The sequence below is a fragment of the Kluyvera ascorbata genome, assembly GCF_023195735.1.
GTDB classification, from domain to species: Bacteria; Pseudomonadota; Gammaproteobacteria; order Enterobacterales; family Enterobacteriaceae; genus Kluyvera; species Kluyvera ascorbata.
The window spans coordinates 3,758,911-3,784,307 of sequence record NZ_CP096201.1 but is presented as its reverse complement, the minus strand read 5'-3'; the positions used below and the strand labels follow the sequence as shown (position 1 = coordinate 3,784,307).

Below are 25,397 nucleotides of genomic sequence, written 5' to 3'. Positions count from 1 at the left end.
TGAAATCTCATGCCTTACCAGAATTAGCTCAAATTAGCGACGGTGCGCCAGCGCGCGAACTAATCTGTCGCCGCCCATCTGTACCCCCTGAACCATCAGCACCAGAATGAGCACGGTGCCCACCATGATTTGATCGTTAAAACGCTGATAGCCATAGCGAATCGCTAAATCGCCCAGCCCGCCGCCGCCAATAACGCCAGCCATGGAAGAGAAACCAATCAGCATGACAATGGTCAGCGTCGTGCCGGCCAGCAGCGCTGGCAGCGCTTCAGGCAACAGCGCTTTGCTCACCACGTGCCAGGCGTTGCCGCCCATCGACAGCACCGCTTCAATACGCCCGTAATCCACCTCATCCAGCGCGCTTTCGGTCAGCCGTGCAAAGAAGGGAAATGCCCCGATGGTAATGGGGACAATTGCCGCCGTGCTGCCAAGCGTAGTGCCGACCAGCAGACGGGTGAACGGGATAAGGGCAATCAGCAGTACGATGAACGGCAGCGAGCGGCCGGTGTTAATGATTGCGCCCAGCACCGCGTTCAGGCGCGGCATGGGGACAATGCCCTGACGCCGTGAGATAAACAGCAGTACGCCCAGCGGCAGCCCGATTAAGACGGTAAACAGCGTCGCGAATCCAACCATATAGAGGGTATCCAGCGTGCCGTCGACCAGCAGCGGCCATAAATCTTCCCAGCTCATGCGACTATGCATAGGTGTCTCCCATCAAGGCCGTGGCGAGCGAGAAAACGGCGTTCTTCATCGCCGTCGCCCAGCAAAATTTCCCGTAGACGTGACCAGGGTGAGGCCAGCAGGTCGGCGATTTTCCCGCTTTCCTGTAATTCTCCACCTTCCAGCAGCGCCGCGTGATCGCACAGATTTTTGACCACTTCAAGCTGATGGGTGATCAGCACGATAGTGAGCCCAAGCTGGCGGTTTATTGTCTCCAGCAGCGCCAGCACGCTGGCGGTGGTTTCGGCATCCAGCGCGCTGGTGGCTTCATCACACAGCAACACGTCGGGCTCTGCCGCCAGCGCGCGGGCAATACCCACTCGCTGCTTTTGTCCGCCGGAAAGCTGCGAAGGGAAGGCGTTGGCTTTATCGTCAAGCCCTACCAGCGCGAGCAGTTCCGTCACGCGCTGCTGGCGCTGCGCCTTTGGCACACCGGCGATTTCCAGCGGTACGGCGACGTTGTCGGCAACGCTTCTGGCGTGTAGCAGATTGAAGTGCTGAAAAATCATGCCGGTGCGCAGACGATGGGCACGAAGCCGCACTTTATCGTACTGCACGATATTTTCCCCGTTGAACAGAATGCGGCCCGCGCTGGGCCGCTCCAGTAGGTTCAAACAACGAATCAGGGTGCTTTTACCCGCGCCGCTCCGCCCAAGAATGCCGTAAATGGCCCCTTTGGGGACGGTAAACGAAACGTCGTTGAGTGCCGGGTGGCCGCTTCCGGCATACTGCTTGCTCAGCCCTTCAATGACTATCATGACTGCGGCGCGCTAACCGGGATCACCGAGCCGTTGTAGTGCTGGCGAATAAACTCGGCCACCTGCGGTGAAGTCAGGTCTTTGGCGAGCTGTTTGATACGCGGATCGTTTGCCAGCTGCGGAGTGGTGACCAGAATATTGGCGTAGGGGTTATGCGTGGCACTCTCCAGCCCCAGTGAGTCTTTGGCCGGGTTCAGTCCCGCTTCCAGCGCGTAGTTGCCGTTGATCACCGCCAGGTCGACGTCGTCCAGCGAACGCGGGATCTGCGGGGACTCCACCTCAAGGATCTTCAGCTTATGCGGGTTTTCCACAATGTCTTTCGGTGTCGCGAGAGTGGTTGCCGGGTCGGTAAATTTTGCATCGAGCTTAATCAACCCTTTGCTTTGCAACAGGAATAGCGCGCGGCTCAGGTTGGTGGTGTTATTCGGGACCGCGACGGTTGCACCTTCTGGCAGCGATTGCAGATCTTTATGTTTGTGCGAATAGATCCCCAGCGGTTCGATGTGCACCGTGGCGGCAACGGCAAACGTTTTGCCCAGCGCTTTTTCCTGATCTTTCAGATACGGCACGTGCTGGAAGTAGTTGGCATCCACGTCGCCGTTGGCCAGCAGTTCGTTGGCGTTAACGCCGCTGGTCAGTTCGACAATTTTCAGATCCAGTTTCGGGTCCTGCTTTTTAATAAAGTTGAGGATCTCCGCGTGCGGCACCGGGTCAGCGGCGATACGCAGCGGCGCGGCGGATGCGCTCCAGGCCAGAGAAAGAGACAGTGCTACCCCTGCCAGTTTGAATGCGGCATGTTTCATGGTGTGTTCCTTATTTTAATGGTTATCAGGCAATCAGCTGTTCACTGCGTGCGCGTAGTACGTCACGGTAATAGCGCTCCGCCACGTCCGGGTGGGAGCGCAGGCGGCCTTTCAGGTAGTTCCAACCCACATCTCGCAGCAGCGGATTCTGCGGATCGCTTTGTGGGCCGTTGGCTTCTCGTGCCAGCGGTTCGGGCAGGGAATAAACCGGCACCACGGCGTCCAGTTGCGCCCCTAAGAAGAAGGCGATGGAGAGGCGCTGCTGGTTCGCGGGCGGTGAAATCACGCGGTGAACGGTGGCGCGCAGATAGCCATTAGTTGCCAGTTCCAGCAGTTCACCGATGTTCACCACAAAGCTGCCAGGCAGTGGTTCGGCGTCAATCCAGTGGCCGTCGCTGACTTCTACCTGTAGCCCTTTCTGCTCATCTTGCAGCAGGAAACTCAGGAAGCCGGAATCTTTATGCGCACCAACGCCTTGTGTGCTGCTTTGCGTCTCCTGCTGGCCGGGATAACGGATCAGCTTGATATGTTCGTTGGGCTTCTCGCCGTACAGGGTGTCAAACGCCTCGGGGGGCAATTCGAGCGCTTCAGCAAAGGCGCGCAGCAGCGTCATCGCCATCTCGGTCATCGCCCGTTGCCATTGCAACAGCACCGGACGCAGGGTGGGAAGCGCCTCAGGCCAGAGATTGGGCCCCTGAAGCTGAAGCCAGCGCGGGTCGTGCTCGCGCAGTGAGACGGCCTGACGTTCGGCACCGATATCAAACTGTTCCCGCCAGTCCGGCTGGCCGCGCGTTAGCTCTGCCGCGCTGCGGTTGTAGCCGCGAAAGTGCGGAGAATGAATCATCGCCACCTGCTGTTTTTGTTCGTCGGACAGGGCGAAAAAGCGGCGCGATTCCGACTGCAGCGACTGCTGCAAGGCATCGTTGATACCGTGATCGGTGAGATAGAAAAAGCCGACGTCGCGGGCGGCGTGGCGAAGTTGCAGCAGAAACTCAGCGCGCTCAGACGGCTGGTGGTAGTGCGCCAGGCTGAGGATGGGCAGGGTGGTCAGACTCATTGAATACTCCGTTTTGCAGATGAATGCCGTAATGTTCAGGTGGTGCAAATGCGGGATGACAACAACAGCGCTGCATGGGATATCTCCGTCGGGTTGATAACGACAGACTGCCTGATGGCGGAAGGGGCGACCAATAACGTTATTTTCTAATTTATGACGGAGTGGGGGTCTGAGCTTTTGCGAAAATTAGCTAAAGCGCACGGCGTAAGGCCGTGCGCGGAAGGCGGGGATTAATGCTGATTAGGCGCGGCAATATCGGCGCTGATGCGCAGGCCATCTTCATCGAAGACCATGCAGTGCTGGTTATCGAAGGCGAGGTCAATTTGCTGCCATGGGCGGAAGTGGACATCGCCCGGCAGCAGGATTTTCACGTTGTCGTGGCCGTAGCATTGTCCGAACAGATAGGTGTTGTTGCCAAGGCGCTCGACCACTTCACAGTTAAAGGCCAGTACCGTCCCGCGGCTGGTGTCGGTTGAGAGATGCTCCGGGCGGATGCCTAACGTGACGGTGGCACCTGGCGTAAGCGGGGCGGTCTCTATCGCCAGCGTCAGCGTATGCTGTTGGGCGAGGTTCACGGTCAGCGAGCCTGGCTGCCAGTCGGCGACGGTAGCGGGCAGGAAGTTCATCTTCGGTGAGCCGATAAACCCGGCGACGAACTTGTTGATCGGGTTGTAGTAAAGGTCCATCGGTGAGCCCATCTGCTCGACCTTGCCGTAGTTCATCACCACGATTTTATCGGCCAGCGTCATCGCTTCGACCTGATCGTGGGTGACATAAACCATGGTGGTTTTCAGCTCCTGGTGCAGGCGCGCAATGTGCAGACGCATGTCCACGCGCAGTTCGGCATCGAGGTTTGACAGCGGTTCATCAAACATAAAGACGCGCGGGTTACGCACGATGGCACGACCAATAGCCACACGCTGGCGCTGGCCGCCGGAAAGTTGCTTAGGTTTGCGGTCCAACAGGTGCGAAAGCTGCAGCGTTTTGGCGACCATTTCAACCTGACGACGAATATCGTCTTTTGGTACTTTGTTCACCTTCAGGCCATAGCCCATGTTCTCGGCAACGGTCATGTGTGGGTAGAGCGCGTAAGACTGGAACACCATCGCCACGCCGCGATGGGACGGCGCGACATCGTTCATGACTTCGTCGCCAATCAGCACTTCGCCGTCGCTGACCTCCTCCAGCCCGGCAATCATGCGCAGCAGCGTTGATTTACCGCAGCCGGACGGGCCGACAAATACGGCAAATTCGCCGTCTTCAATATCGAGATTGACATTATGCAGCGTGACGGTGCTGCCAAAGCGTTTCGTGACATTCCTCAGTCGGATATTAGACATCGACGTTCCCCGAAGTTATTAACCTTTGCCTGCCGTTGGATGAGGACCGCTGAATGTCATTTGTGTACTACGTATGACAATTTGGCTAAACGGTGCTCAACAGCGTGAAAATCATGGCACGACTATAACTTCCGCTATTTACGCGCCCTATATCGATGTTTCATTTCTGCAATCACGATCACACAACTCGCAGTTGTCAGTGGTTTTATCATCACTCAAAGCGTAGCGTATAACAAATCACAGGCAGACGAGTAACTCGGTGCTAAACAAGCATTATAAGCGTCACAGTGTGCTGTACCCTGTAGTTTAAAACGATAAATTGTTACACCTTCACATGAGGTTGATAATGAAAAAGAACACCATTGCCGCACTAATCCTTACCACTCTGGCCGCGGGGCAGTTGATTAGCCTGCAGGCTCATGCGGCTACGCAGCTTAACGTCTGGGAAGACATAAAGAAATCCGCCGGAATTAAGGATGCCATCGCTGATTTTGAAAAACAGTATGACGTTAAGGTCAACGTGCAGGAGATGCCCTACGCGCAGCAGCTAGAAAAACTGCGCCTTGATGGCCCGGCAGGGATTGGCCCAGATGTGCTGGTTATTCCCAACGATCAGCTCGGTGGCGCGGTGGTTCAGGGGCTGCTGTCGCCGCTGAAGCTTGACCAGAAGCAGATTGATGAGTTTACCCCCGCGTCGATTAACGCTTTTCGTATGGATAACGCTCTGTATGGCGTGCCGAAAGCGGTCGAAACGCTGGTGCTGATTTACAACAAAGATTTAATCGACAAGCCGCTGGCAAGCCTCCCGGAATGGTACGACTACTCGAAGAAACAGCGTGCGCAAAACAAATACGGCCTGCTCGCCAAGTTCGACCAGATTTACTACAGCTGGGGCGCGATTGGCCCGATGGGCGGCTATATCTTTGGCGATAACGGCAAAGGCGGCTACAACGCGCAGGATGTCGGTCTGAACAAGCCTGGTGCCGTTGAAGCGGTCACTTACCTGAAAAAATTCTATGCCGACGGCGTGTTCCCTGCGGGGATTATTGGCGACAACGGCCTGAACGCCATCGATTCACTGTTCACTGAGAAGAAAGCGGCGGCGGTTATCAACGGGCCGTGGGCTTTCCAGCCGTATGAAGCTGCGGGCATCAACTATGGTGTGGCACCGCTGCCAAACCTGCCGGACGGTAAACCGATGAGCTCCTTCCTTGGCGTGAAGGGCTACGTGGTGTCGACCTGGAGTAAAGATAAGGAGATGGCGCAGAAGTTCATTTCGTTTATCAACCAGCCGCAGTACGTGAAAACACGCTATATCGCGACGCGTGAGATCCCGCCGCAGAAGGCGATGATTGACGATCCGATTATCAAGAACGATGAGAAAGCCAGCGCCGTTGCGGTGCAGGCGGCACGCGCTACGGCAATGCCGGGTATTCCGGAAATGGGCGAAGTGTGGGGGCCAGCTAACGCGGCGCTCGAGCTGAGCCTCACCGGTAAGCAAGAGCCGAAAGCGGCGCTCGATAACGCCGAAAAACAGGTCAAGATGCAGATCGAAGCCATGCAGGCGAGTAACCAGTAAGCACTGACGTCACGGACGGGAGGGGGACCTCCCGTTTTCAGAAGGAGCCGTGTGTGATTATCAATCCCAGCGAAAATTTAAACAGAGCACAGGGGGCCGGACGCCATGCGTGGTGCGGCCTGCTGTTGGCCATTGTGCCTGGCTTTGGCCAGTTCTATCACCGCCAGTGGCTGAAGGGACTTATCTTCCTGGTGCTGCTCAGCAGCTTTATGGGCGTGTTTTATGACTTCCTGCGCGAAGGGCTGTGGGGGCTATACACGCTGGGAGAAGAGGTCCCGCGCGATAACTCTATTTTCCTGTTAGCGGAAGGGATTATCAGCGTGCTGATTGTCGCCTTTGGCGCTACCGTTTATTACCTTTCCCTTCGTGATGCGTGGGTGAACGGTAAGAAGCGTGACGATGGCCAGCAACTGAACAGCGTGCGCAAGCAGTACCAGATGCTGCTGAGCGATGGCTTCCCCTATTTAATGATCACCCCAGGCTTCATCCTGCTGGTGTTCGTGGTGATTTTCCCAATCCTGTTTGGTTTCGCCATCGCTTTTACCAACTATAACCTTTACCACACGCCGCCTGCGAAGCTGGTGGATTGGGTAGGGCTTAAGAACTTCGTTAATATTTTCACGTTGTCCATCTGGCGCTCGACCTTCTTCGACGTGCTGCAGTGGACGGTGGTCTGGACGCTGCTGGCCACCACGCTGCAATGTACCGTGGGCGTACTGCTGGCAATTCTGGTCAACCAGAAGGATCTGCGCTTTAAGCCGCTTATCCGTACCATCTTTATTCTGCCGTGGGCGGTACCGGGCTTTGTCACCATTCTGGTGTTTGCCGGGATGTTTAACGACTCTTTCGGCGTGATTAACAACGCGATTCTGTCGTTCTTCGGCATCAGCCCAAAAGCGTGGATGACCGACCCGTTCTGGACCAAGACTGCGCTGATTATGATGCAGACCTGGCTTGGCTTCCCGTTTGTGTTCGCGATGACCACTGGGGTATTGCAGGCGATTCCTGACGATCTCTACGAGGCGGCGACGATGGACGGCGCCAGCACTACCACCAAACTGCGCACGATCACGCTGCCGCTGGTGCTCTACTCGATTGCGCCAATTATCATCACGCAATACACCTTCAACTTTAACAACTTCAACATCATCTACCTGTTTAACAACGGTGGGCCGGCGGTAGCCGGGTCGAACGCGGGCGGTACGGATATTCTGGTGTCGTGGATCTATAAGCTGACCATGTCCTCTTCCCAGTATGCCATTGCGGCAACTATTACCATTCTGCTGTCGATTTTTGTCGTCGGTCTGGCGTTGTGGCAGTTCCGCGCCACGAAATCCTTCAAAAATGACGACATGGCGTAAGGGAATCACATGGCTAAATCACAAAGTATTAAACGTGAAAAATGGGTGCGACTGTCGCTCTCCTGGCTGGTTATCGTGCTGGTTTCCACCATCATTATTTACCCGCTGATCTGGACTATTGGCGCGTCGCTCAACGCCGGGAACAGCCTGTTGAGCACCTCTATTATTCCGGAGAACCTGTCGTTCCAGCACTACGCCGACCTGTTTAACGGCCAGGTGAACTACATGACCTGGTACTGGAACTCGATGAAAATCAGCTTCCTGACTATGGTGCTGACGCTAATTAGCGTGAGCTTCACCGCTTATGCGTTCTCGCGCTTCCGCTTTAAAGGGCGACAGAACGGGCTAATGCTGTTTTTACTGCTGCAGATGATCCCGCAGTTCTCCGCGTTGATTGCCATTTTCGTGCTCTCTCAGCTGCTGGGGCTGATTAACAGCCACTTCGCGCTGGTGCTGATCTACGTGGCGGGGATGATCCCGATGAATACCTATCTGATGAAGGGCTATCTCGATGCGATCCCCAAAGATCTTGATGAGTCCGCGCGTATGGACGGAGCGAGTAACTTCCGCATTTTCATCGAGATAATCATGCCGCTGTCGAAGCCGATTGTGGCGGTGGTGGCGCTGTTCTCCTTCACCGGCCCGCTGGGGGATTTCATTCTCTCCAGCACCATCTTGCGTACGCCGGATAAATACACGCTGCCTATCGGGTTGTACAACCTGGTGGCGCAAAAAATGGGCGCCAGTTACACCACCTACGCGGCAGGAGCCGTATTGATTGCCGTACCGGTGGCGATTCTCTATCTGGCATTACAGAAATACTTCGTGTCCGGCCTGACCTCCGGCAGCACCAAAGGATAACCACATGAAAAGATTTGCACCCGCTCTGCTTGCTGTTTGTCTCTCCTGTAGTTTTTCCGCCTCTTCACTGGCGGCCGAGACGCTGCAAACAAAGCCGTTTAACGCCATGCCGGCGGACTTTATTAAAGGCGCGGATATTTCGACCCTGCTGGATGCCGAGAAGCACGGCGCCCGTTTCTACAACGAACAAAATCAGCCGCAGGACGCGCTGGCCATTCTTAAAGCCAACGGCGTGAACTACGTTCGTCTGCGCCTGTGGGTTGACCCGAAAGATGCCGACGGCAAAGCATACGGCGGCGGCGATAACGATCTCGCCAGTACGCTGGCGCTGGCGAAGCGAGCAAAAGCGCAGGGTATGAAGCTGCTGCTGGACTTCCACTACAGCGATTTCTGGACCGACCCGGGCAAGCAGTACAAACCCAAAGCCTGGGAAAAGATGGACTACCCACAGCTGAAAACCGAGATTCATGACTATACCCGTGACACCATCGCTCGCTTCAAGCAAGAGGGCGTGCTGCCGGACATGGTGCAGATTGGCAACGAAATTAACGGCGGCATTCTCTGGCCTGAAGGCAAAAGCTGGGGGCAGGGCGGCGGCGAGTTTGACCGTTTAGCAGGCCTGCTGAACGCAGCGATTTCCGGGCTGAAAGAGAATCTGAAGGGCGGCGAGCAGGTCAAAATCATGCTCCACCTGGCTGAAGGTACTAAAAACGACACCTTCCGCTGGTGGTTTGATGAAATCAGCAAACGCAACGTGCCGTATGACGTGATTGGTCTGTCGATGTATACCTACTGGAACGGCCCTATTAGCGCGCTGAAGGCCAACATGGATGACATCAGCAAACGCTATAACAAAGATGTCATCGTGGTCGAAGCCGCCTACGGCTACACCCTGGAGAACTGCGATAACGCAGAAAACAGCTTCCAGGCGAAAGAGGAGAAAGACGGCGGTTATCCGGGCACGGTTCAGGGGCAATATAACTATATTCATGACTTAATGCAGGCCGTTATTGATGTTCCCAATCATCGAGGCAAAGGCATTTTCTATTGGGAGCCAACCTGGATTGCCGTTCCGGGAAATACCTGGGCTACGAAAGCGGGCATGAAATATATCCATGATGAATGGAAAGAAGGTAATGCACGCGAAAACCAGGCGCTATTTGACTGCAAAGGGAAAGTCTTGCCGTCGGTAAAAGTATTTAATTAATTTGAACACTCTTTTTCAGGGTTTTATTATGCAAAAATTTCCGCCTTTGAGCCCGAAGGTTAATGCGCTATTGCATGGCGCAGATTATAACCCGGAGCAGTGGGAGAGTTATCCCGGTATTATTGACCAGGATATTATGATGATGAAGCAGGCAAACTGTAATGTCATGTCGGTGGGGATATTTAGCTGGGCCAAACTTGAACCGCAAGAGGGCGTATTTGATTTCGCCTGGCTGGATAATGTTATTGATAAACTTTATGCCGCTGGGATACATGTCTTTTTAGCCACGCCAAGCGGCGCGCGCCCGGCATGGATGTCAAAAGCCTACCCGGAAGTGCTGCGCGTGGGGCGCGATCGCGTTCCGGCGCTGCACGGCGGTCGTCATAATCACTGTATGACCTCGCCGGTTTACCGTGAAAAAACGCTGAAAATTAACACGCTGCTGGCGGAACGCTATTCCCAGCACCCGGCGGTGCTGGGCTGGCATATTTCCAATGAATACGGCGGTGAGTGCCACTGCCCGCGCTGTCAGGTGAAGTTCCGCGATTGGCTGAAGGCGCGGTACGAGACGCTCGATAATCTGAACCACGCCTGGTGGAGCACCTTCTGGAGCCATACCTATACCGACTGGGAGCAGATTGAGTCGCCGTCGCCGCAGGGCGAAGTGTCTATTCATGGCCTGAACCTTGACTGGCGACGTTTTAATACTGCGCAGGTGACGGAATTTTGTCGTCATGAAATTGCGCCATTGAAGGCGGCGAACCCGGATCTGCCGGTAACCACCAACTTTATGGAATATTTCTACGACTACGATTATTCGCAGCTTGCCGAGCCGCTGGATTTTATCTCCTGGGATAGCTATCCGATGTGGCATCGCGATAAAGACGAGACCACGCTCGCCTGCTATACCGCGATGTACCACGACATGATGCGTACGCTGAAAGGCGGCAAACCGTTCGTGCTGATGGAGTCCACGCCGAGCGTGACCAACTGGCAGCCGACCAGCAAGCTGAAAAAACCGGGTATGCACATCCTCTCTTCGCTACAGGCGGTAGCCCATGGCGCGGATTCAGTGCAGTATTTCCAGTGGCGTAAGAGCCGTGGTTCGGTGGAGAAATTCCACGGCGCGATTATCGACCACGTTGGCCATCTTGATACCCGCGTTGGCCGCGAAGTCACTCAGCTTGGCAATATATTAAGCCAGCTACCGGACGTGGTCGGCTGTCGCACCGATGCGAAGGTCGCCATCATCTTTGACCAGCAGAACCGTTGGGCGATGGACGACGCGCAGGGGCCACGCAACAAAGGTATGGAGTATGAACAGACGGTGAACGAACACTATCGTCCGTTCTGGGAGCAAGGGGTCGCCGTAGACGTGATTGACGCCGACGGCGATCTCAGCGCCTATCAGCTGGTGATTGCGCCAATGCTGTATATGGTGCGCGACGGTTTTGCTGAGCGAGCCGAAGCCTTTGTTGCTAACGGCGGTCATCTGGTCACTACCTACTGGACGGGGATCGTCAATGAAAGCGACCTTTGCCACCTTGGAGGTTTCCCTGGCCCGCTGCGCAAATTGCTAGGTATTTGGGCAGAAGAGATCGATTGCCTGGACGACGGCGAACGTAATCAGGTTCAGGGGCTGGCGGGGAACATGGTTGGCCTACAGGGGCCGTACCAGGTACGCCACCTGTGCGAGTTGATTCATCCTGAAACGGCGCAGACGCTGGCAGCGTATCGCGATGATTTTTATGCGGGTCGCCCGGCCGTGACCGTCAATAGCGTCGGTAAGGGCAAGGCGTGGCATATTGCCTCGCGTAACGATCTGGCGTTCCAGCGTGATTTCTTCGCCTCGTTGATGGATGAACTGGCGCTGCCTCGAGCGGTTGCAAGCAGCTTCCCGCCGGGCGTGGTGGCAACCGCGCGTACCGATGGCGAAAGTACCTTTGTCTTTGTGCAGAACTTTACCGCGCAGACGCAGACGGTCACCTTGCCTGATGGCTATGAGCACGCCGCTACCGGCGCTGATGCCAGCGGTCAACAGGTACTGCAACCCTGGGACTGTCGTATCGTTCGCCGTACAGCATAATCCGCCGCAATCCCAAGCCTGCTCATCCGAGCAGGCTTTTTTACCTCTGTAGATAATCAAGGAGCGTCGATGATGGTCAGCCTTAAATCCTTCCTGCACTACTTCTCCCAGCCTAAACCGTCGGTGCCATTAAGCGCCAATGAGCAACAGCAAATTCAGCGTCTGATTAGCGCGTTTGGCGGTCAGAATAATATTGAAAATGTTGATGCCTGTATTACGCGACTGCGCGTCACGGTCAAAGATCTGTCCGTTGTAGATTCTCAGGCGTTGCAGAATGAAGGTGCGCTGGGGGTTATTATTCTGGGGCAGCAGGTTCACGCTATATTTGGCAAGCAATCTGATGCATTGCGTCAGTTATTAGATGAACACTTTGCTGGCAATAAATAAATCGTTTTATATTGTTTGTTGAGACAACCGGCGTGCCGGCCTACAAATGATGGTATTAAGACCCTGATTTAATATCGGGGTTTTTTATTATCTGTACGATAAAAAAAGGGATAACCTAATAATAGCGTTATCCCCAAGGCCAGATGATAGAAACAATAATGGAGTGGCAAATATAAAATTGGCGCAAATAAAAAAAGATAGAATTAGGGCAAAACAATGACTCAGTCAGGTTAACGCATTACCACCAGGCTTCCACCTGTACGCCGAAGTTCCAGGTATCGCTGGCGGTGCCGTCGTTAAAGGCATTGCCCTGCTCGGAATCATTCAGGTAAGAGGCAAAGACGCGCAGTTCCGGACGAGACATAAAGTCAGGGCCATCTGCCAGGCCTAACGCGATGGTGTATTTCTCGCCGCTCTGCTTATAGTGGCTGCCGTTGGTGTAGGAGTCTTTCTGGTAGAAGCCACCCACTTCGCCGATTAAACGCACATATTCGGTGAACTGATACTGCGCGCGGCCAACCAGCGAGACCAGACGCGATTTATCGGTGTACTCGGTGGTGTTATCCGCCGAACCGTAGGTCAGCACGTGGTTGAGAGAGAACTTGTCGGTAATTGGAATCAGACCGGTGTTGATAACACGGTAGCCGGTGGCATCGTTGACGTAGTTCCACATGTCGTACCAACCACCGCCCTGAGAGACCATGTTCTGTGCCAGACCTTTGTTGGCATACTGCAGCACCAGCTTGTTATAGCCGCCAAACATATCCTGGCTAATTTCGCCGGTCAGCATTACGCCGTTATCGGCATCATACAGGCCACCATAATCTTTCTGTTTGTCGGTTGGGTTCGGCATGGCGTAGTCGATACCGAATTCGGTCCAGGCGCCGCTCCACGGTTTCCAGCCCGCATAGCGAAGGTCAATGTAGTTGATGTTGACGTCGTTATCGCCGTCAACGCGATAGTCGACATCGTTGGCATCGCCGCGGATCCAGGCCAGTGACACTGCGCCTGGGCCAACGGTGTAGTTTTCGATCCCGGCGCCGGAGCCGGAAATATTCCAGTATTTGGTATCGATGATGTGCAGGTCGTGGCGCTGGTAATAGCGTTTCCCGCCCCAGATAACCGCATTCGGATCGCCCGGGACAAGCCCTTTAATCTGCAGGTTTAACTGACGTAAACCAAACTGCGCATCGTCGCCGAGGGTAGTTTCGTTATCGTTTGAACCGTCGGAGACCATGCTGACCATTGAGTCCAGATAGAAACTGACATCGTTTTTCTTATACACCTCAGAGCCTAATTCAAGCTCACCGTAGGTGTCGGCTTCGTTTCCCAGACGGCCGAGTTTGTTCTTTTGCCATTCTTGCATTCCGCCATCGCTAGAAACTCCTACGCCGGAGCGGAGGTAGCCATGGAAATCAATAGGAACTGACGTTGCCGCCAGCAGAGAAGATGAAGTCAGCGCAGTAGCCAACGCAATTGAAAGCGTGCGTAGGGTTGTTTTCATTATTATCCTCGTTTTGTTTTGTATTACGTTCACATAACGTGTGTAATAAAATGCCTAAATGTAAAAACTGGCAAACATTTGATCGCTGATGTGTGATTAACTGCAAATAAATTAGCCATTTTTGGTTGAGTGTGTAAGACGGTTCTTATTGTATGCCTATGTGAGCGTATGTCTTTTTTATGTTATCGTATGCCATAAATCAGGTCGGTAGACGTTTTTTGGGATGACCCCTGTTACAATCTAGCGATAACAACATAAGGAACCGGACGATGAAGTCTAAAAGCGCAACTTTGGAAGACGTTGCTCGCCATGCGGGTGTCTCCTACCAGACTGTGTCCAGGGTACTCAATAAATCTGCCAATGTATCCGAAGCCACACGCCACAAGGTGGAGAAATCCATCGAGGTACTCCGCTATGTCCCAAACCGACTTGCCCAGCAGCTGGTTGGCAAGACCAGTCATACCCTTGGACTGGTGACCACTTCACTGGCGCTGCATGCGCCTTCTCAGGTTGCGGCAGCGGTGAAACGCTACGCAAATGTGGAGGGGTATCAGGTACTGATTTCGATGATTGATGAGAGCGTCAATCATAGTATTCAGGATTCGATCAACGAACTGAAATCACAGCTGGTGAGTAAAGTGATTATCAACGTGCCATTAGAGACCGAAATGGCGCAGAAAATCGCAGATGATAACGATGATATCGTCTGTCTTTTCCTCGACGTTGATCCCTATAGTTCGGTGTATAACGTTTCGTTCAACCCGGCAGATGGCACGCGTGCTAGCGTGAAATATTTGTATGAGTCGGGTCATCGGGAGATGGCGATTCTGGCCGGGCCGGTGAGCTCTGTCTCTGCCAACCTGCGTTTAAGAAGCTGGCTGGATACGCTCAGCAGCTATGGCCTGAAGCCGGTGACCGTGCTGCACGGCAACTGGGATGCGCAAAGCGGCTACGCCTGCGCGCTGCAAATGCTGCGCGAAACCCCGGATTTCTCGGCGGTGCTGGTGGGGAACGATCAGATGGCGTTAGGGGTACTGAGCGCATTTCATCAGCATCAGGTGGCTATCCCCGGCGAAAAGTCGGTGATTGGTTACGATGACACTTATGAAAGCTCGTTTTTCTATCCGGCGCTGACCACCGTGTCGCTTGACCTCGACCTGCAAGGCAAAGAGGCGGTACGCCGCATTCTTGAAAGCGACGATAACGCTTCGTCACGGACTTCATCCATCCTCCCAGCTCGCCTTGTCGTGCGTCACTCTACCGGTGCGAAGGTGGAGCAGGGCAAAGATATGCAGGCGATTGCCGAGCAGCTGCGCGCTATTGCGCATCAGCTCAGCCGCTAACCTCCCTTGCCGAAGTGCGGTCTGCACTTCGGTTATATCCCCTTAAAATGTAGGGTTGCAAAGCGCTTTTTGACGGCGTATCGTAATTGTTATGTTATAACATATGATATCGAGGGCCAGATGAAAGCCAATATCCATCCTCATTACCGCACCGTGGTGTTTCATGACACCAGCGCCAACGAGTACTTCAAAGTGGGCTCGACCATTAAAACCGACCGGGAAATTGAGCTGGAAGGTGTGACATATCCGTATGTCACGATTGATGTGTCGTCCAAATCGCACCCGTACTACACCGGGAAGCAGAGAACGGCCTCCACCGAGGGCAGCGTGGCGCGCTTCAGCCAGCGTTTTGGTCGCTTTATTGATGTGAAACGAGGTTCATAATGCAGGTACTTAACTCATTGCGCAGCGCCAAACAGCGCCACCCGGATTGCCAGATCGTGAAACGCAAAGGACGACTGTACGTTATCTGCAAGTCAAACCCTCGCTTTAAGGCCGTTCAGGGGCGCAAGAAGCGCCGTTAAGCGGACAACTCTCGCAGTGACTCCAGGGAGTGGAGTTGCTTGCCGTCGGCACTAAAATTGTCGGCGGCAAGCCATTTCTGAAATGCCCCATTCAAGGCTGGCCACTCGCCGTCGATAATCGAAAACCAGTCGGTATCGCGGTTATGGCCTTTAATCACCAGCGCCTGCCGAAAATGACCCTCAAACTGAAATCCTAAACGCAGTGCGGCCTTGCGGGAAGGTTCATTCAGACTGTTGCACTTCCATTCGTAGCGACGATAGCCCAGCGTTTCAAAGGCGTAGCGCATAAGCAACCACTGCGCTTCCGTAGAGGCGGGGGTTCTGCTTAACAACGGTGAGAAGTGGACGTGGCCGACTTCCATGACCCCATGATTCGGGTCGATGCGCATCAGCGCCAGCGAGCCCGCGGGTTTATTCGTTCGTTGGTCTATCACCGCAAAGTGCAGTGGATCCTGTAGCGCTTCGACGCTGGCGACCCACTGACGATACTCTTCAACCGAACTTTCTGGCTCGCGCAGCAACCACGTCCAGTTGCGGGTATCGGTTGCCTGCCGGTGCGCGGTAAACAGGGCATCGGCGTGCTGAAGGCTTAGCGGCTCAAGGCGGCAGTATTGCCCTTTCAGAACCACCCGCTCAGGATGTGGACGTGGCTGCCAATCCGGCAGGGCATCGCCGATTAACTGACCAAATTGATTCAGCTGACTCATAACCTCTCCTTAGGGAAAATAAACAATACGCTGAGCGTAGGGGTTTACTGGTTCCGTAAAAAGTGCCACCAGGTTATATTTTTATGGTACCACGAGGAGCTGAGATGAATATTCCCGACGATCCCTTTTTTACCCTGCTATCCCGCTCGCTTCAGATGCGCGGCAAAGAGACACTTCAACGTAGCCTGTATGCCGCGTTGCGAGAGGCCATTATGCAAGGACAGCTAAAGGCGCAGAGCTGGCTTCCCGGGTCGCGGGTTATCGCTGAACGGCTGCAGATTTCTCGCAATACGGTGAACGCTGCTTTGGAACAGTTGGCGATGGAAGGGTATCTTCGCCGGGACCGCCAGGGTTCTCGAGTGGCGTCTTTACCACAGTCAGTGAGTATTGATGGTGCCGTGCTGGAGCGGGTAACGCTGCCATCACGCTTACAGCGACTACCGCAGATTTCGCCGCGCGATACGCCACCGCTGCTGTTCACGCCGGGAACGCCAGCCATTAACTATTTTCCATTACCGCTCTGGAGGCGGTTGCTCGACCGCGTCCTGCGTGAAGAGGGGAGTTCACTGTTGGGCTATGGCGATGCGGCAGGTGAGTGGCCGCTACGGGTCGCGATAGCCCGACATCTTGCGTTATCGCGCGGGATTGATTGCGACGCTCGGCAAATCGTCATCACCGAAGGGGCGCTGGAAGGGGTAAATCTGTGTACGCATTTGCTGAGTGAGCCTGGCCAGACTGCCTGGGTCGAGGACCCGGGGTATTTTGGCGCTAAAAGCGCCTTTCTGGCTGCAGGACTACAGGTTGAAGCCGTTTCGGTCGACGGCGAAGGGATGCAAATTTCGCCGGACTTACCGTCGCCAACGATGATTTTTACCTCACCTTCGCATCAGTATCCTACCGGCAGCGTACTCAGTGCCACGAGACGCCTTGCGCTGCTGGACTATGCTCGTCAGCAGGGGGCCTGGATAGTCGAAGATGACTATGACAGTGAGTTTCGCTTTAGCGGCGAACCGATACCAGCGATGCGAGGTATGGTGGATAACGCCCCTGTGGTCTACCTGGGGACCTTCAGCAAGACGCTGTTTCCATCGTTACGCATTGGGTTTATGGTGCTGCCGTCGATGCTGGTTGAGGCCGCTCAGCCAGCTATACGTGCGCTATTACGCGGCGGACACCGTGCCGAGCAACGCGCGTTGGCCTGCTTTATTGAAGAGGGGCACTATGCCCGCCATCTGGCGGCAATGCGGCGACTTTACCGTAAACGGCAGGCGCAGTTACAGGAAGCGCTGGAACAAGAACTGATCGTTCCCCATCAGTTGATGGCAGGAGAAGGGGGGCTGCATATGACGGTGGTGATTGAAGGGATTGATGACGTGGAGCTGGTGCGGCAAGCGCGTTTACACCAGATGGCACCCAGCGCGCTCAGTACGTTCTATCTTGACCGCCAGAAGGCGAAATCAGGGCTGGTGCTGGGTTATGGTAATACGTCCGCATCGCAGTTTACGACGGCGATACGGACGTTACAGCGTCTTATTGTACCGCTTCAGCGCGGGCAAGGGTGAAGACATCGTAGAACGACAGCTCGCCCTTGGTTGAAACCATTTTTTGCAACTGGGCCTTGGCCTGGACATCCACGCGGGCAGAATTCAGGATCCGCTCGATGAGCTGTTTTGGCACAAAGCGGGTGTTGTACCACTCGCCGTTGTAGCAGACGCGGAAATCGAGCACATCGATATCTTCATAGCGGTAGCGCGGATAAACATCGAAAAAGAAGAAGCCGTTCAGCAGCGCAAACAGCAGCCAGAGTAGCCAGACCGTATCAGCCAGGGTCTCAGAACGCATCATGACCACCAACGTGGCGAAGAACGCGGCGTACATGGCGATAAAGAGGCCGGGATGGTTACGGATAAAGCTGATGCTAAAGCGCGGTCGATTATCGCGCTTTTCAGTGGCGTTCAGTTCATCAATGGTTTGCGTGAGTAATCGCTGGATCTCTGACATCTTTTGCTCGGCAACGAGGGGCGGAATAGCTTATTGTATGTTGCGTCAATCAATACGAAAAGTAACAGATCGGTTGCAAAAAAGCATAACAGTCAGCGTCTGTTATCAGGACAACATTTTGATGATTCTTGCAGGGTTACCGCCAACAACGGCGTTTGCTGGGACATCTTTCACCACGACTGCGCCAGAAGCAATAACCACGTTATCACCAATGGTGACGCCAGGGTTAATGACCGCTCGCCCGCCAATCCATACGTTGTGACCGATGGTGACCGGCTTTCCGTATTCTATGCCGCTGTTACGTTCTGTGGCATCAAGCGGATGGGTGGCGGTGTAGATATGCACGCCCGGGGCCAGCATGCAGTTATCGCCGATATGAATAGGGCAGACATCAAGCATTACGCAGTCAAAATTAGCGTAGAAGTTGGCACCAGGATGAATATTGTAGCCGTAGTCGCAGCGGAATGTCGGTTCAATATAGGCATCGTGTGTTGTGCCCAATAGTTCGGCCAATAGCGCGTGACGTTCGGCTTTTTCATCCGGTCCGGTGTGGTTATACCGATGAATAAGTTGCCTGGCGCGCATTCGGTCTGCTTTAAGCGTATCGTCAGCCGGGCGATAAACATCACCGGCAATCATTTTGCGTTTTTCTTCACTCATGGGGCCTCCCTGTACTGGAAGCCATCACCATAGAAGGCGAATGATGTTTTGGGAACGTTCCCTTTTTATCGTTGTGACCACAATCACAGATATTGTTCAGATCGGAAAAAGTGGGTACGTGCCTGTAATGAATAAAGATTAACGGATGAACTTCCAGACGGTCGAAGGAATTTTGTCGTACAATTTATTCATGGTTAACTCGGCCAGACGATGATCGGCTGCTGAGTAAAATACCGCCAGTTCGTTATCGGACAATTCATATTTATTTTTTTCAATGACACGCTCCAGCGTATCAATTGACTGACAGCGTCTTAGGCGCATCAAATAATCAGTTTTAGTTAATGGTTTATCAGACATAATTCACCTAATGATTGTAATAATTTTAACAAGAGAGGCTAACAGGGTTAGCTCGGCTAGCGTTGACGAAACAGCGGAAAAGTTTGTTCCCTGACTTACGCCATTTTTGCAGGTCGCTGCTATTAATGCCGTAGTTACTGAACAACATAAAAGTATCATCCAGATATTCGTCGATCTGTGCAATCAATTTATTATCTTCGTCGTACTTAATTTTATAATTAAGTGCAAACGTTGCAATATGTTCAATCAGCTCATTAAGCTGCAGGTTAACCGCCGAGGTAGGGTCATTCACCCAGCCATGGTTGCTCTCTTCAAGCGTGACAAGACAGTCATGATACAGGGTTTCACAAAGAAACTTAAGCTGTGCGATATCGTGTCTTTTTGGTGAGTATTCGTCCATAACGCATCCCCTTATCGCAGTTCAAACAACGAGTAAAAAATACCGGTGCGGGATGGGTACTACTGGGTAACCTGAAACATGCACGTGTTCCTGATCTGCTGTAACTATAATCTACTCCGCAAAAGATTTCACCGAGCTATTACGAAAAATTACAATTAAGTCTCAAATGGTTAGTCTGTTTATAAACGACACCCATCCAGAAAGGCGTTAATGCCTTACCTTCTCATACTTTAGTTTGATAAAGAGAACATTCAAAGAGTTAGACCACGACAACGTCGTTTCGTGCGTTTAATGGTCATAGGAATATTCTTAATTTGCTTCTGTTTTGGGCTTTTTTTGGGATTATTCGAAATTACTTAAAGATAAATCTCAATTAAATCGGAAATGTGAGGGTATTTAAATTTCGGTTGATAAAAGGTATCAATTGTTTTTGTGGTGATTAAAAAATAAACACCACGCAAAAGTGAATGGCGGGAATAAAAAAGGGCCGCAATTGCGGCCCTTTCGATAGCATAGCTTTAGTGATGCTCTACCTTATGGCTGTGCTCGACGTCTTCGCTTTTACGACTGAAACGACGACGTACAACCACGAAGAACACCGGTACGAAGAAGATGGCCAGAACGGTTGCTGTCACCATCCCGCCCATTACGCCGGTACCAACGGCGTTCTGTGCACCGGAGCCTGCACCAGAGCTGATAACCAGCGGCATAACGCCGAGGATAAACGCCAGTGAGGTCATCAGGATTGGACGCAGACGCATACGTACCGCCTCTAGCGTCGCTTCAATCAGCCCTTTGCCTTCTTTGTCCATCAGGTCTTTGGCGAATTCAACGATTAATATCGCGTTCTTCGCCGACAGGCCAATGGTGGTCAACAGGCCCACCTGGAAGTAAACGTCGTTCGTTAACCCGCGAAGTGTAGCGGCCAACAGCGCACCAACAACCCCCAGTGGAACCACCAGCATAACGGAGAACGGAATAGACCAGCTCTCGTACAGCGCAGCCAGACACAGGAAGACGACAATCAGCGAGATAGCGTACAGGGCAGGGGCCTGGTTACCGGACAGACGTTCCTGGTAGGACATGCCCGTCCAGTCGTAGCCGATACCCGCAGGCAGTTTGCCCGCCAGTTCTTCCATCATGTTCATGGCTTCACCGGTACTCTTACCTTCAGCTGCCTGACCCAGGATTTCCATGGATGGCAGACCGTTGTAACGTTCCAGACGCGGTGAACCGTATTCCCAACGTGAGGTGGAGAATGCGGAGAACGGCACCATCTGACCATCACTACCGCGAACGTACCATTTGCCAATATCTTCCGGCAGCATACGGTATTTCGCTTCAGACATCAGGTACACCTTCTTCACACGACCGCGGTCGATGAAGTCGTTGACGTAGCTACCGCCCCAGGCCGTGCCGAGAGTGGTATTGATGTCGCTAATGGAAACACCTAACGCCTGAGCTTTTTCCTGGTCGATATCAATTTTGAACTGCGGCGTATCTTCCAGGCCGTTAGGACGCACGCCGGTCAGCACGTCAGGGTGCTGGGCAATCATCCCGAACAGCTGGTTACGCGCCTGGGTCAGTTTTTCATGTCCCAGACCTGCCTGGTCGATCAGCTGGAAGTCGAAGCCGGTAGCGGTACCCAGTTCTACGATAGCTGGCAGGTTAAAGGCGAACACCATCGCATCTTTAATCGTCGAGAAATAGCCCATCGCACGACCGGTAATCGCTTCAACTTTGTTTTCAGCGCCTGGACGTTCACTCCAGTCTTTCAACGACACGAAGGCGATACCGGTGTTCTGGCCGCGACCCGCGAAGCCGAAGCCGTTTACGGCAAAGACGGATTCAACGTTGTCCTTCTCTTTGGTGAGATAGTAGTTGGTCATCTCATCCAGCACTTTCTGCGTACGTTCCTGGGTCGCACCGGCAGGCAGCTGCGCCATGCTCAGGAATACGCCCTGGTCTTCGTCCGGTAAGAAGGAGCTTGGCAGACGCACGAACAGGTACGCCATACCGACAACGATGATCAGATACAGCAGCAGATAACGACCGGTGCTGCGCAGAATGTTGCCTACGCTATCGGTGTAATGGTGCGTGCTCTTCTCGAACATGTTGTTGAACCAGCCGAAGAAGCCTTTGGTAGAGCCGTGGCTGCCTTTGGCGATTGGTTTCAGCATGGTGGCACACAGTGCCGGCGTCAGGATCAACGCTACCAGTACCGACAGCGCCATCGCGGAAACGATGGTGATGGAGAACTGGCGATAAATTGCCCCGGTAGAACCACCGAAGAAGGCCATCGGGATAAATACCGCTGACAGCACCATCGCGATACCGACCAGTGCGCCCTGAATCTGGCCCATGGACTTACGCGTGGCTTCTTTCGGCGGTAGCCCTTCTTCGGCCATGACACGCTCAACGTTCTCGACCACCACGATGGCGTCATCCACCAGAAGCCCGATGGCGAGCACCATCCCGAACATCGTTAGGGTGTTTATCGAGAAGCCAAACGCGGCAAGCACCGCAAAGGTCCCGAGCAGTACCACCGGCACCGCGATAGTTGGAATCAACGTCGCGCGGAAGTTCTGCAGGAACAGGTACATCACCAGGAACACCAGGATGATCGCTTCGACCAGCGTTTTCACCACTTCGTGAATCGAGATCTTAACGAACGGCGTGGTGTCATATGGGTAAACGATTTTCAGCCCTGACGGGAAGAACGGCTCCATTTTCGCCAGTTCAGCGCGAATAGCATTCGCGGTGTCCAGGGCGTTTGCGCCGGTTGCCAGTTTAATACCCAGACCGGAAGCCGGCTGACCGTTAAACTTCGCCACCACGTCATAGCTTTCGCCGCCGAGCTCAATTTTCGCCACGTCGCGCAGGCGAACCTGCGAACCGTCCTGGTTAACCTTCAGCAGAATGTTGCCAAACTCTTCGGTATTCGTCAGACGGGTTTGTGCCACGATAGAGGCGTTCAGCTGCTGGCCAGGTACAGGCGGCGTACCACCTAACTGACCTGCTGCAACCTGGGCGTTCTGCGCTTTCAGCGCGCTAATAACATCCACCGGCGTCAACTGGAAGTTGTTCAGTTTGTTCGGGTCCATCCAGATACGCATAGCGTACTGGGAACCGAACAGCTGAACGTCGCCCACGCCGCTAGTACGGCTGATGGCGTCCTTCATGTTGGCCGCAACGTAGTCCGAAATATCGTCCTGGTTCATGGTGCCGTTGGTGTTGATAACACCAACAACCATCAGGAAGCTGCTGGAGGCTTTCTCAACGCTGATACCCTGCTGCTGAACTTCCTGCGGCAGAAGCGGCGTCGCCAGAGCGAGCTTGTTCTGTACCTGAACCTGTGCGATATCCGGATCGGTACCGGATTCGAAGGTCAGGGTAATGGTTGCGGTACCGGTGGAGTCGCCGTTGGAGGACATGTACATCAGGTGATCGATACCGTTCATGTTCTGTTCGATAACCTGAGTTACTGTGTTCTGCACCGTTTCGGCGTCAGCACCGGGGTACATGGCCGTGATCGAAATCGCAGGCGGCGCAATCGTCGGATATTGCGCTACCGGCAATTTGAGGATCGATAGCCCCCCAGCCAGCATGATAATAATGGCGATCACCCACGCAAATATCGGGCGATCGATAAAGAAATTAGGCATGTCTTAACGGCTCCTGTTTAAGTTAAGACTTGGTTTGTTCTGACTGAGCGGCGCCAGCGGCAGCTTGCTGTTTATCGTCAGAAGTGACTTCCTGGGCTTTAACCTGCACGCCCGGTTTCACTTTTTGCAGACCGCTGATAATCACGCGATCGCCGTCTTTCAAACCATCCGTAACCAGCCACTTGTCGCCAATCGCCTGACTTGCAACGATCTGACGAACTTCAACTTTATCGCCTTCACCCACAACCATGGCGCTCGCATCGCCACGTGGCGTACGGGTCACACCCTGCTGAGGAACCAGCAGCGCGGTTGGGTTGGTCCCTTCTTCCAGACGTGCGCGAACAAACATGCCCGGCAGCAGCGTATGGTCAGGGTTCGGGAAGATAGCGCGCAGCGTGATAGAACCGGTGGTCTGGTCAACGGTGACATCCGAGAATTCTAACGTCCCGCTCTGCGGATACTTGATACCATCGTTGGTTACCAGGTCCACTTTCGCTTTACCGTTTTCCTGTTTCAGTTTGCCGTCTGCCAGCTCCTGCTTCAGGCGCAGGAAATCATTGCTGGACTGGGTCACATCAACATAGATAGGGTCGAGCTGTTGAACGGTAGCCAGTGCGGTTGTTTGACCGTTTTGTACCAGCGCCCCTTCGGTGACCGCAGATTTACCAATGCGTCCGCTGATAGGTGAGGTCACTTTGGTATAAGCCAGGTTGATTCGCGCGGTTTCGACGGCAGCTTTGGCGGCCAGAACGGCGGCGTTAGCCTGCTGTGCATCCGCAACGGCGGTATCGTAATCCTGGCGGCTGATGTACTGAGTACCCAGCAGTTTGGAGTAACGATTCACCGTCAGTTTGGCGATATTGGCAGCCGCTTCCGCTTTCGCTAAGTCACCTTTCGCGCTTTCGTAGGTGGCTTGATAGGTTGCCGGATCAATCTGATAGAGCGACTCGCCCGCCTTGATGTCGCCACCTTCGATAAAGTTGCGCTTCAGAATGATCCCGCTGACCTGCGGGCGAACTTCTGCGACACGATAGGCGTTGGTGCGGCCTGGCAGTTCCGTCGTGATTACAAGAGGTTCAGATTTGAGCGTCACTACGCCAACTTCTGGCGCGTGTTGACCTCCTTGCTGAGCTGGTTTGTCGTCACATCCTGTTAGCGCTAAGCTGCCTGAGAGCATCAGAACGACCGCCAGAGGCGTTAACCCTCTGTTTTTGTTCATATGTAAACCTCGAGTGTCCGATTTCAAATTGATCAATGGAACAAGCGTCCACAAACCCATTGCTGCGTTTGTATTATCGTCATACTATGGTACATACATTCATAAATGTATGTAAATCTAACCCCTGTAAATTCACCGACCTATGGCACGAAAAACCAAAGAAGAGGCGCTGGCTACGCGTCAGCACATACTGGATGTCGCCCTACGGTTGTTCTCACAGCAGGGGGTATCATCCACCTCACTCGCCGAGATTGCAAAAGCGGCTGGGGTGACGCGCGGCGCAATTTACTGGCATTTTAAGGATAAGTCGGATCTCTTTAATGAAATCTGGGCGTTATCAGAGTCCAGCATAGGCGATCTTGAAATTGAGTATCGGGCAAAATTCCCCGGTGATCCACTCTCAGTTTTGAGAGAAATCCTCGTTTACATTCTAGTTGCCACAGTTATCGAAGAGCGCCGACGATTGATGATGGAAATTATTTTCCACAAATGTGAGTTTGTCGGTGAAATGGCTGTAGTGCAACAGGCTCAGCGTAATTTATGTTTGGAAAGTTACGATAGAATTGAACAGACGTTAAATGACTGTGTTACGGCGAAAGTTTTACCGGCAAATTTGTTAAGCCGCCGGGCGGCAATCTTAACCCGCAGCTATATCTCCGGGCTAATGGAAAACTGGCTGTTCGCGCCGAACTCTTTCGACCTGCGGGCCGAGGCGGAGTCCTACGTGGCTATTCTGCTTGAAATGTACCAATTTTGCCCAACGCTACGCGGTGAAAAAAACCTCCCTTCTTCTGAGGATTACCAGGAATAATCCTGGTTTCCCTGGCTATTCGCCTGTTGCCAGAAGTGCTATTC

24 protein-coding genes are annotated in these 25,397 nt (G+C 53.6%); 11 read left to right on the top strand and 13 right to left on the bottom strand.

From position 1 onward, the window contains the following. Nucleotides 1-33: 33 nt before the first annotated feature. From MY052_RS18190 to MY052_RS18170, 5 genes are all read right to left on the bottom strand, one after another. Complete coding sequence (locus MY052_RS18190; protein ID WP_167540398.1) at nt 34-693, bottom strand: methionine ABC transporter permease; 660 nt, start codon at nt 691-693, stop codon at nt 34-36. Beyond that, entirely contained in the window at nt 690-1,481 is a 792-nt protein-coding gene (locus tag MY052_RS18185; protein ID WP_248537579.1) for a methionine ABC transporter ATP-binding protein, read from the bottom strand. Before MY052_RS18185 ends, MY052_RS18190 begins: the two co-directional genes overlap by 4 nt. Next, entirely contained in the window at nt 1,478-2,284 is an 807-nt protein-coding gene (locus MY052_RS18180) for a MetQ/NlpA family ABC transporter substrate-binding protein (RefSeq protein WP_035891873.1), read from the bottom strand. The genes MY052_RS18185 and MY052_RS18180 overlap by 4 nt, the downstream gene beginning before the upstream one ends. Before the next feature lie 25 nt (nt 2,285-2,309). Beyond that, nucleotides 2,310-3,341 (bottom strand): isopenicillin N synthase family dioxygenase, encoded by a 1,032-nt coding sequence (locus MY052_RS18175; protein ID WP_248537578.1) that lies wholly within the window; start codon nt 3,339-3,341, stop codon nt 2,310-2,312. A 230-nt stretch (nt 3,342-3,571) separates the two neighbouring features. Then, a complete protein-coding gene (locus MY052_RS18170; protein ID WP_035891871.1) occupies nt 3,572-4,681 on the bottom strand; it encodes an ABC transporter ATP-binding protein in 1,110 nt (369 codons plus the stop codon). Nucleotides 4,682-5,027: 346 nt separating this feature from the next. Between MY052_RS18170 and MY052_RS18165 the strand changes: the two genes are divergently transcribed. The 6 genes from MY052_RS18165 (at nt 5,028) to MY052_RS18140 (ending at nt 12,162) form a co-directional block, all read left to right on the top strand. Further along, on the top strand, nt 5,028-6,260 hold the full coding sequence (locus tag MY052_RS18165) for an extracellular solute-binding protein (protein ID WP_248537577.1): 1,233 nt from the start codon (nt 5,028-5,030) through the stop codon (nt 6,258-6,260). 53 nt (nt 6,261-6,313) lie between these two features. Further along, nucleotides 6,314-7,621: a carbohydrate ABC transporter permease gene (locus MY052_RS18160; protein ID WP_035891869.1), complete on the top strand. Its 1,308-nt coding sequence runs from the start codon at nt 6,314-6,316 to the stop codon at nt 7,619-7,621. Nucleotides 7,622-7,630: 9 nt separating this feature from the next. Further along, the gene (locus MY052_RS18155; protein ID WP_035891868.1) at nt 7,631-8,482 is read left to right on the top strand and encodes a sugar ABC transporter permease; all 852 of its coding nucleotides are present in this window, start codon (nt 7,631-7,633) and stop codon (nt 8,480-8,482) included. A 4-nt stretch (nt 8,483-8,486) separates the two neighbouring features. Further along, on the top strand, nt 8,487-9,689 hold the full coding sequence (locus MY052_RS18150) for a glycoside hydrolase family 53 protein (RefSeq protein WP_035891867.1): 1,203 nt from the start codon (nt 8,487-8,489) through the stop codon (nt 9,687-9,689). 28 nt (nt 9,690-9,717) lie between these two features. Then, nucleotides 9,718-11,775 (top strand): beta-galactosidase, encoded by a 2,058-nt coding sequence (locus MY052_RS18145; protein WP_248537576.1) that lies wholly within the window; start codon nt 9,718-9,720, stop codon nt 11,773-11,775. 72 nt (nt 11,776-11,847) lie between these two features. Further along, entirely contained in the window at nt 11,848-12,162 is a 315-nt protein-coding gene (locus MY052_RS18140; protein ID WP_202218155.1) for a PTS sugar transporter subunit IIB, read from the top strand. A gap of 238 nt (nt 12,163-12,400) precedes the next feature. Here the strand turns inward: MY052_RS18140 and MY052_RS18135 are convergent, their stop codons facing one another. Next, nucleotides 12,401-13,666 carry a maltoporin gene (locus tag MY052_RS18135; RefSeq protein ID WP_248537575.1) on the bottom strand — a complete coding sequence of 422 codons (1,266 nt, stop codon included), beginning with the start codon at nt 13,664-13,666 and terminating at the stop codon, nt 12,401-12,403. 269 nt (nt 13,667-13,935) lie between these two features. Here MY052_RS18135 and MY052_RS18130 point away from each other — a divergent pair, with 269 nt between their 5' ends. The 3 genes from MY052_RS18130 to ykgO all read left to right on the top strand — a co-directional run bounded on the left by MY052_RS18130 (nt 13,936) and on the right by ykgO (nt 15,533). Beyond that, the gene (locus tag MY052_RS18130; RefSeq protein ID WP_035891864.1) at nt 13,936-15,009 is read left to right on the top strand and encodes a LacI family DNA-binding transcriptional regulator; all 1,074 of its coding nucleotides are present in this window, start codon (nt 13,936-13,938) and stop codon (nt 15,007-15,009) included. A gap of 120 nt (nt 15,010-15,129) precedes the next feature. After that, nucleotides 15,130-15,393: a type B 50S ribosomal protein L31 gene (locus MY052_RS18125; RefSeq protein ID WP_035891863.1), complete on the top strand. Its 264-nt coding sequence runs from the start codon at nt 15,130-15,132 to the stop codon at nt 15,391-15,393. Continuing rightward, nucleotides 15,393-15,533, top strand: a complete 141-nt coding sequence (gene ykgO / locus MY052_RS18120) for a type B 50S ribosomal protein L36 (protein WP_003859006.1) — start codon at nt 15,393-15,395, stop codon at nt 15,531-15,533. Before MY052_RS18125 ends, ykgO begins: the two co-directional genes overlap by 1 nt. On the opposite strand, the gene MY052_RS18115 is transcribed toward ykgO, so the two are convergent. Beyond that, a complete protein-coding gene (locus tag MY052_RS18115; protein WP_248537574.1) occupies nt 15,530-16,240 on the bottom strand; it encodes a GNAT family N-acetyltransferase in 711 nt (236 codons plus the stop codon). The genes ykgO and MY052_RS18115 overlap by 4 nt on opposite strands. 104 nt (nt 16,241-16,344) lie before the next feature. Here MY052_RS18115 and pdxR point away from each other — a divergent pair, with 104 nt between their 5' ends. Continuing rightward, nucleotides 16,345-17,802: a MocR-like pyridoxine biosynthesis transcription factor PdxR gene (gene pdxR / locus MY052_RS18110; protein ID WP_248537573.1), complete on the top strand. Its 1,458-nt coding sequence runs from the start codon at nt 16,345-16,347 to the stop codon at nt 17,800-17,802. Here the strand turns inward: pdxR and MY052_RS18105 are convergent. The 6 genes from MY052_RS18105 to acrA all read right to left on the bottom strand — a co-directional run bounded on the left by MY052_RS18105 (nt 17,771) and on the right by acrA (nt 24,542). Next, on the bottom strand, nt 17,771-18,241 hold the full coding sequence (locus MY052_RS18105; protein ID WP_248537572.1) for a YlaC family protein: 471 nt from the start codon (nt 18,239-18,241) through the stop codon (nt 17,771-17,773). The two genes, pdxR and MY052_RS18105, sit on opposite strands and share 32 nt — an antisense overlap. 105 nt (nt 18,242-18,346) lie before the next feature. Next, complete coding sequence (gene maa, locus MY052_RS18100) at nt 18,347-18,901, bottom strand: maltose O-acetyltransferase (protein ID WP_248537571.1); 555 nt, start codon at nt 18,899-18,901, stop codon at nt 18,347-18,349. A gap of 138 nt (nt 18,902-19,039) precedes the next feature. Next, nucleotides 19,040-19,258, bottom strand: coding sequence for an HHA domain-containing protein (locus MY052_RS18095; RefSeq protein ID WP_035891858.1), 219 nt, complete (start codon nt 19,256-19,258; stop codon nt 19,040-19,042). Between the two features lie 25 nt (nt 19,259-19,283). Then, on the bottom strand, nt 19,284-19,658 hold the full coding sequence (gene tomB, locus MY052_RS18090; RefSeq protein ID WP_035891857.1) for an Hha toxicity modulator TomB: 375 nt from the start codon (nt 19,656-19,658) through the stop codon (nt 19,284-19,286). A 518-nt stretch (nt 19,659-20,176) separates the two neighbouring features. After that, nucleotides 20,177-23,323 carry a multidrug efflux RND transporter permease subunit AcrB gene (gene acrB, locus MY052_RS18085; protein WP_115074566.1) on the bottom strand — a complete coding sequence of 1,049 codons (3,147 nt, stop codon included), beginning with the start codon at nt 23,321-23,323 and terminating at the stop codon, nt 20,177-20,179. Nucleotides 23,324-23,345: 22 nt separating this feature from the next. Then, a complete protein-coding gene (acrA, locus tag MY052_RS18080; protein WP_123650031.1) occupies nt 23,346-24,542 on the bottom strand; it encodes a multidrug efflux RND transporter periplasmic adaptor subunit AcrA in 1,197 nt (398 codons plus the stop codon). Nucleotides 24,543-24,684: 142 nt separating this feature from the next. Here acrA and acrR point away from each other — a divergent pair, with 142 nt between their 5' ends. Then, nucleotides 24,685-25,353 carry a multidrug efflux transporter transcriptional repressor AcrR gene (acrR, locus tag MY052_RS18075; protein WP_035891855.1) on the top strand — a complete coding sequence of 223 codons (669 nt, stop codon included), beginning with the start codon at nt 24,685-24,687 and terminating at the stop codon, nt 25,351-25,353. Nucleotides 25,354-25,397: the final 44 nt, after the last annotated feature.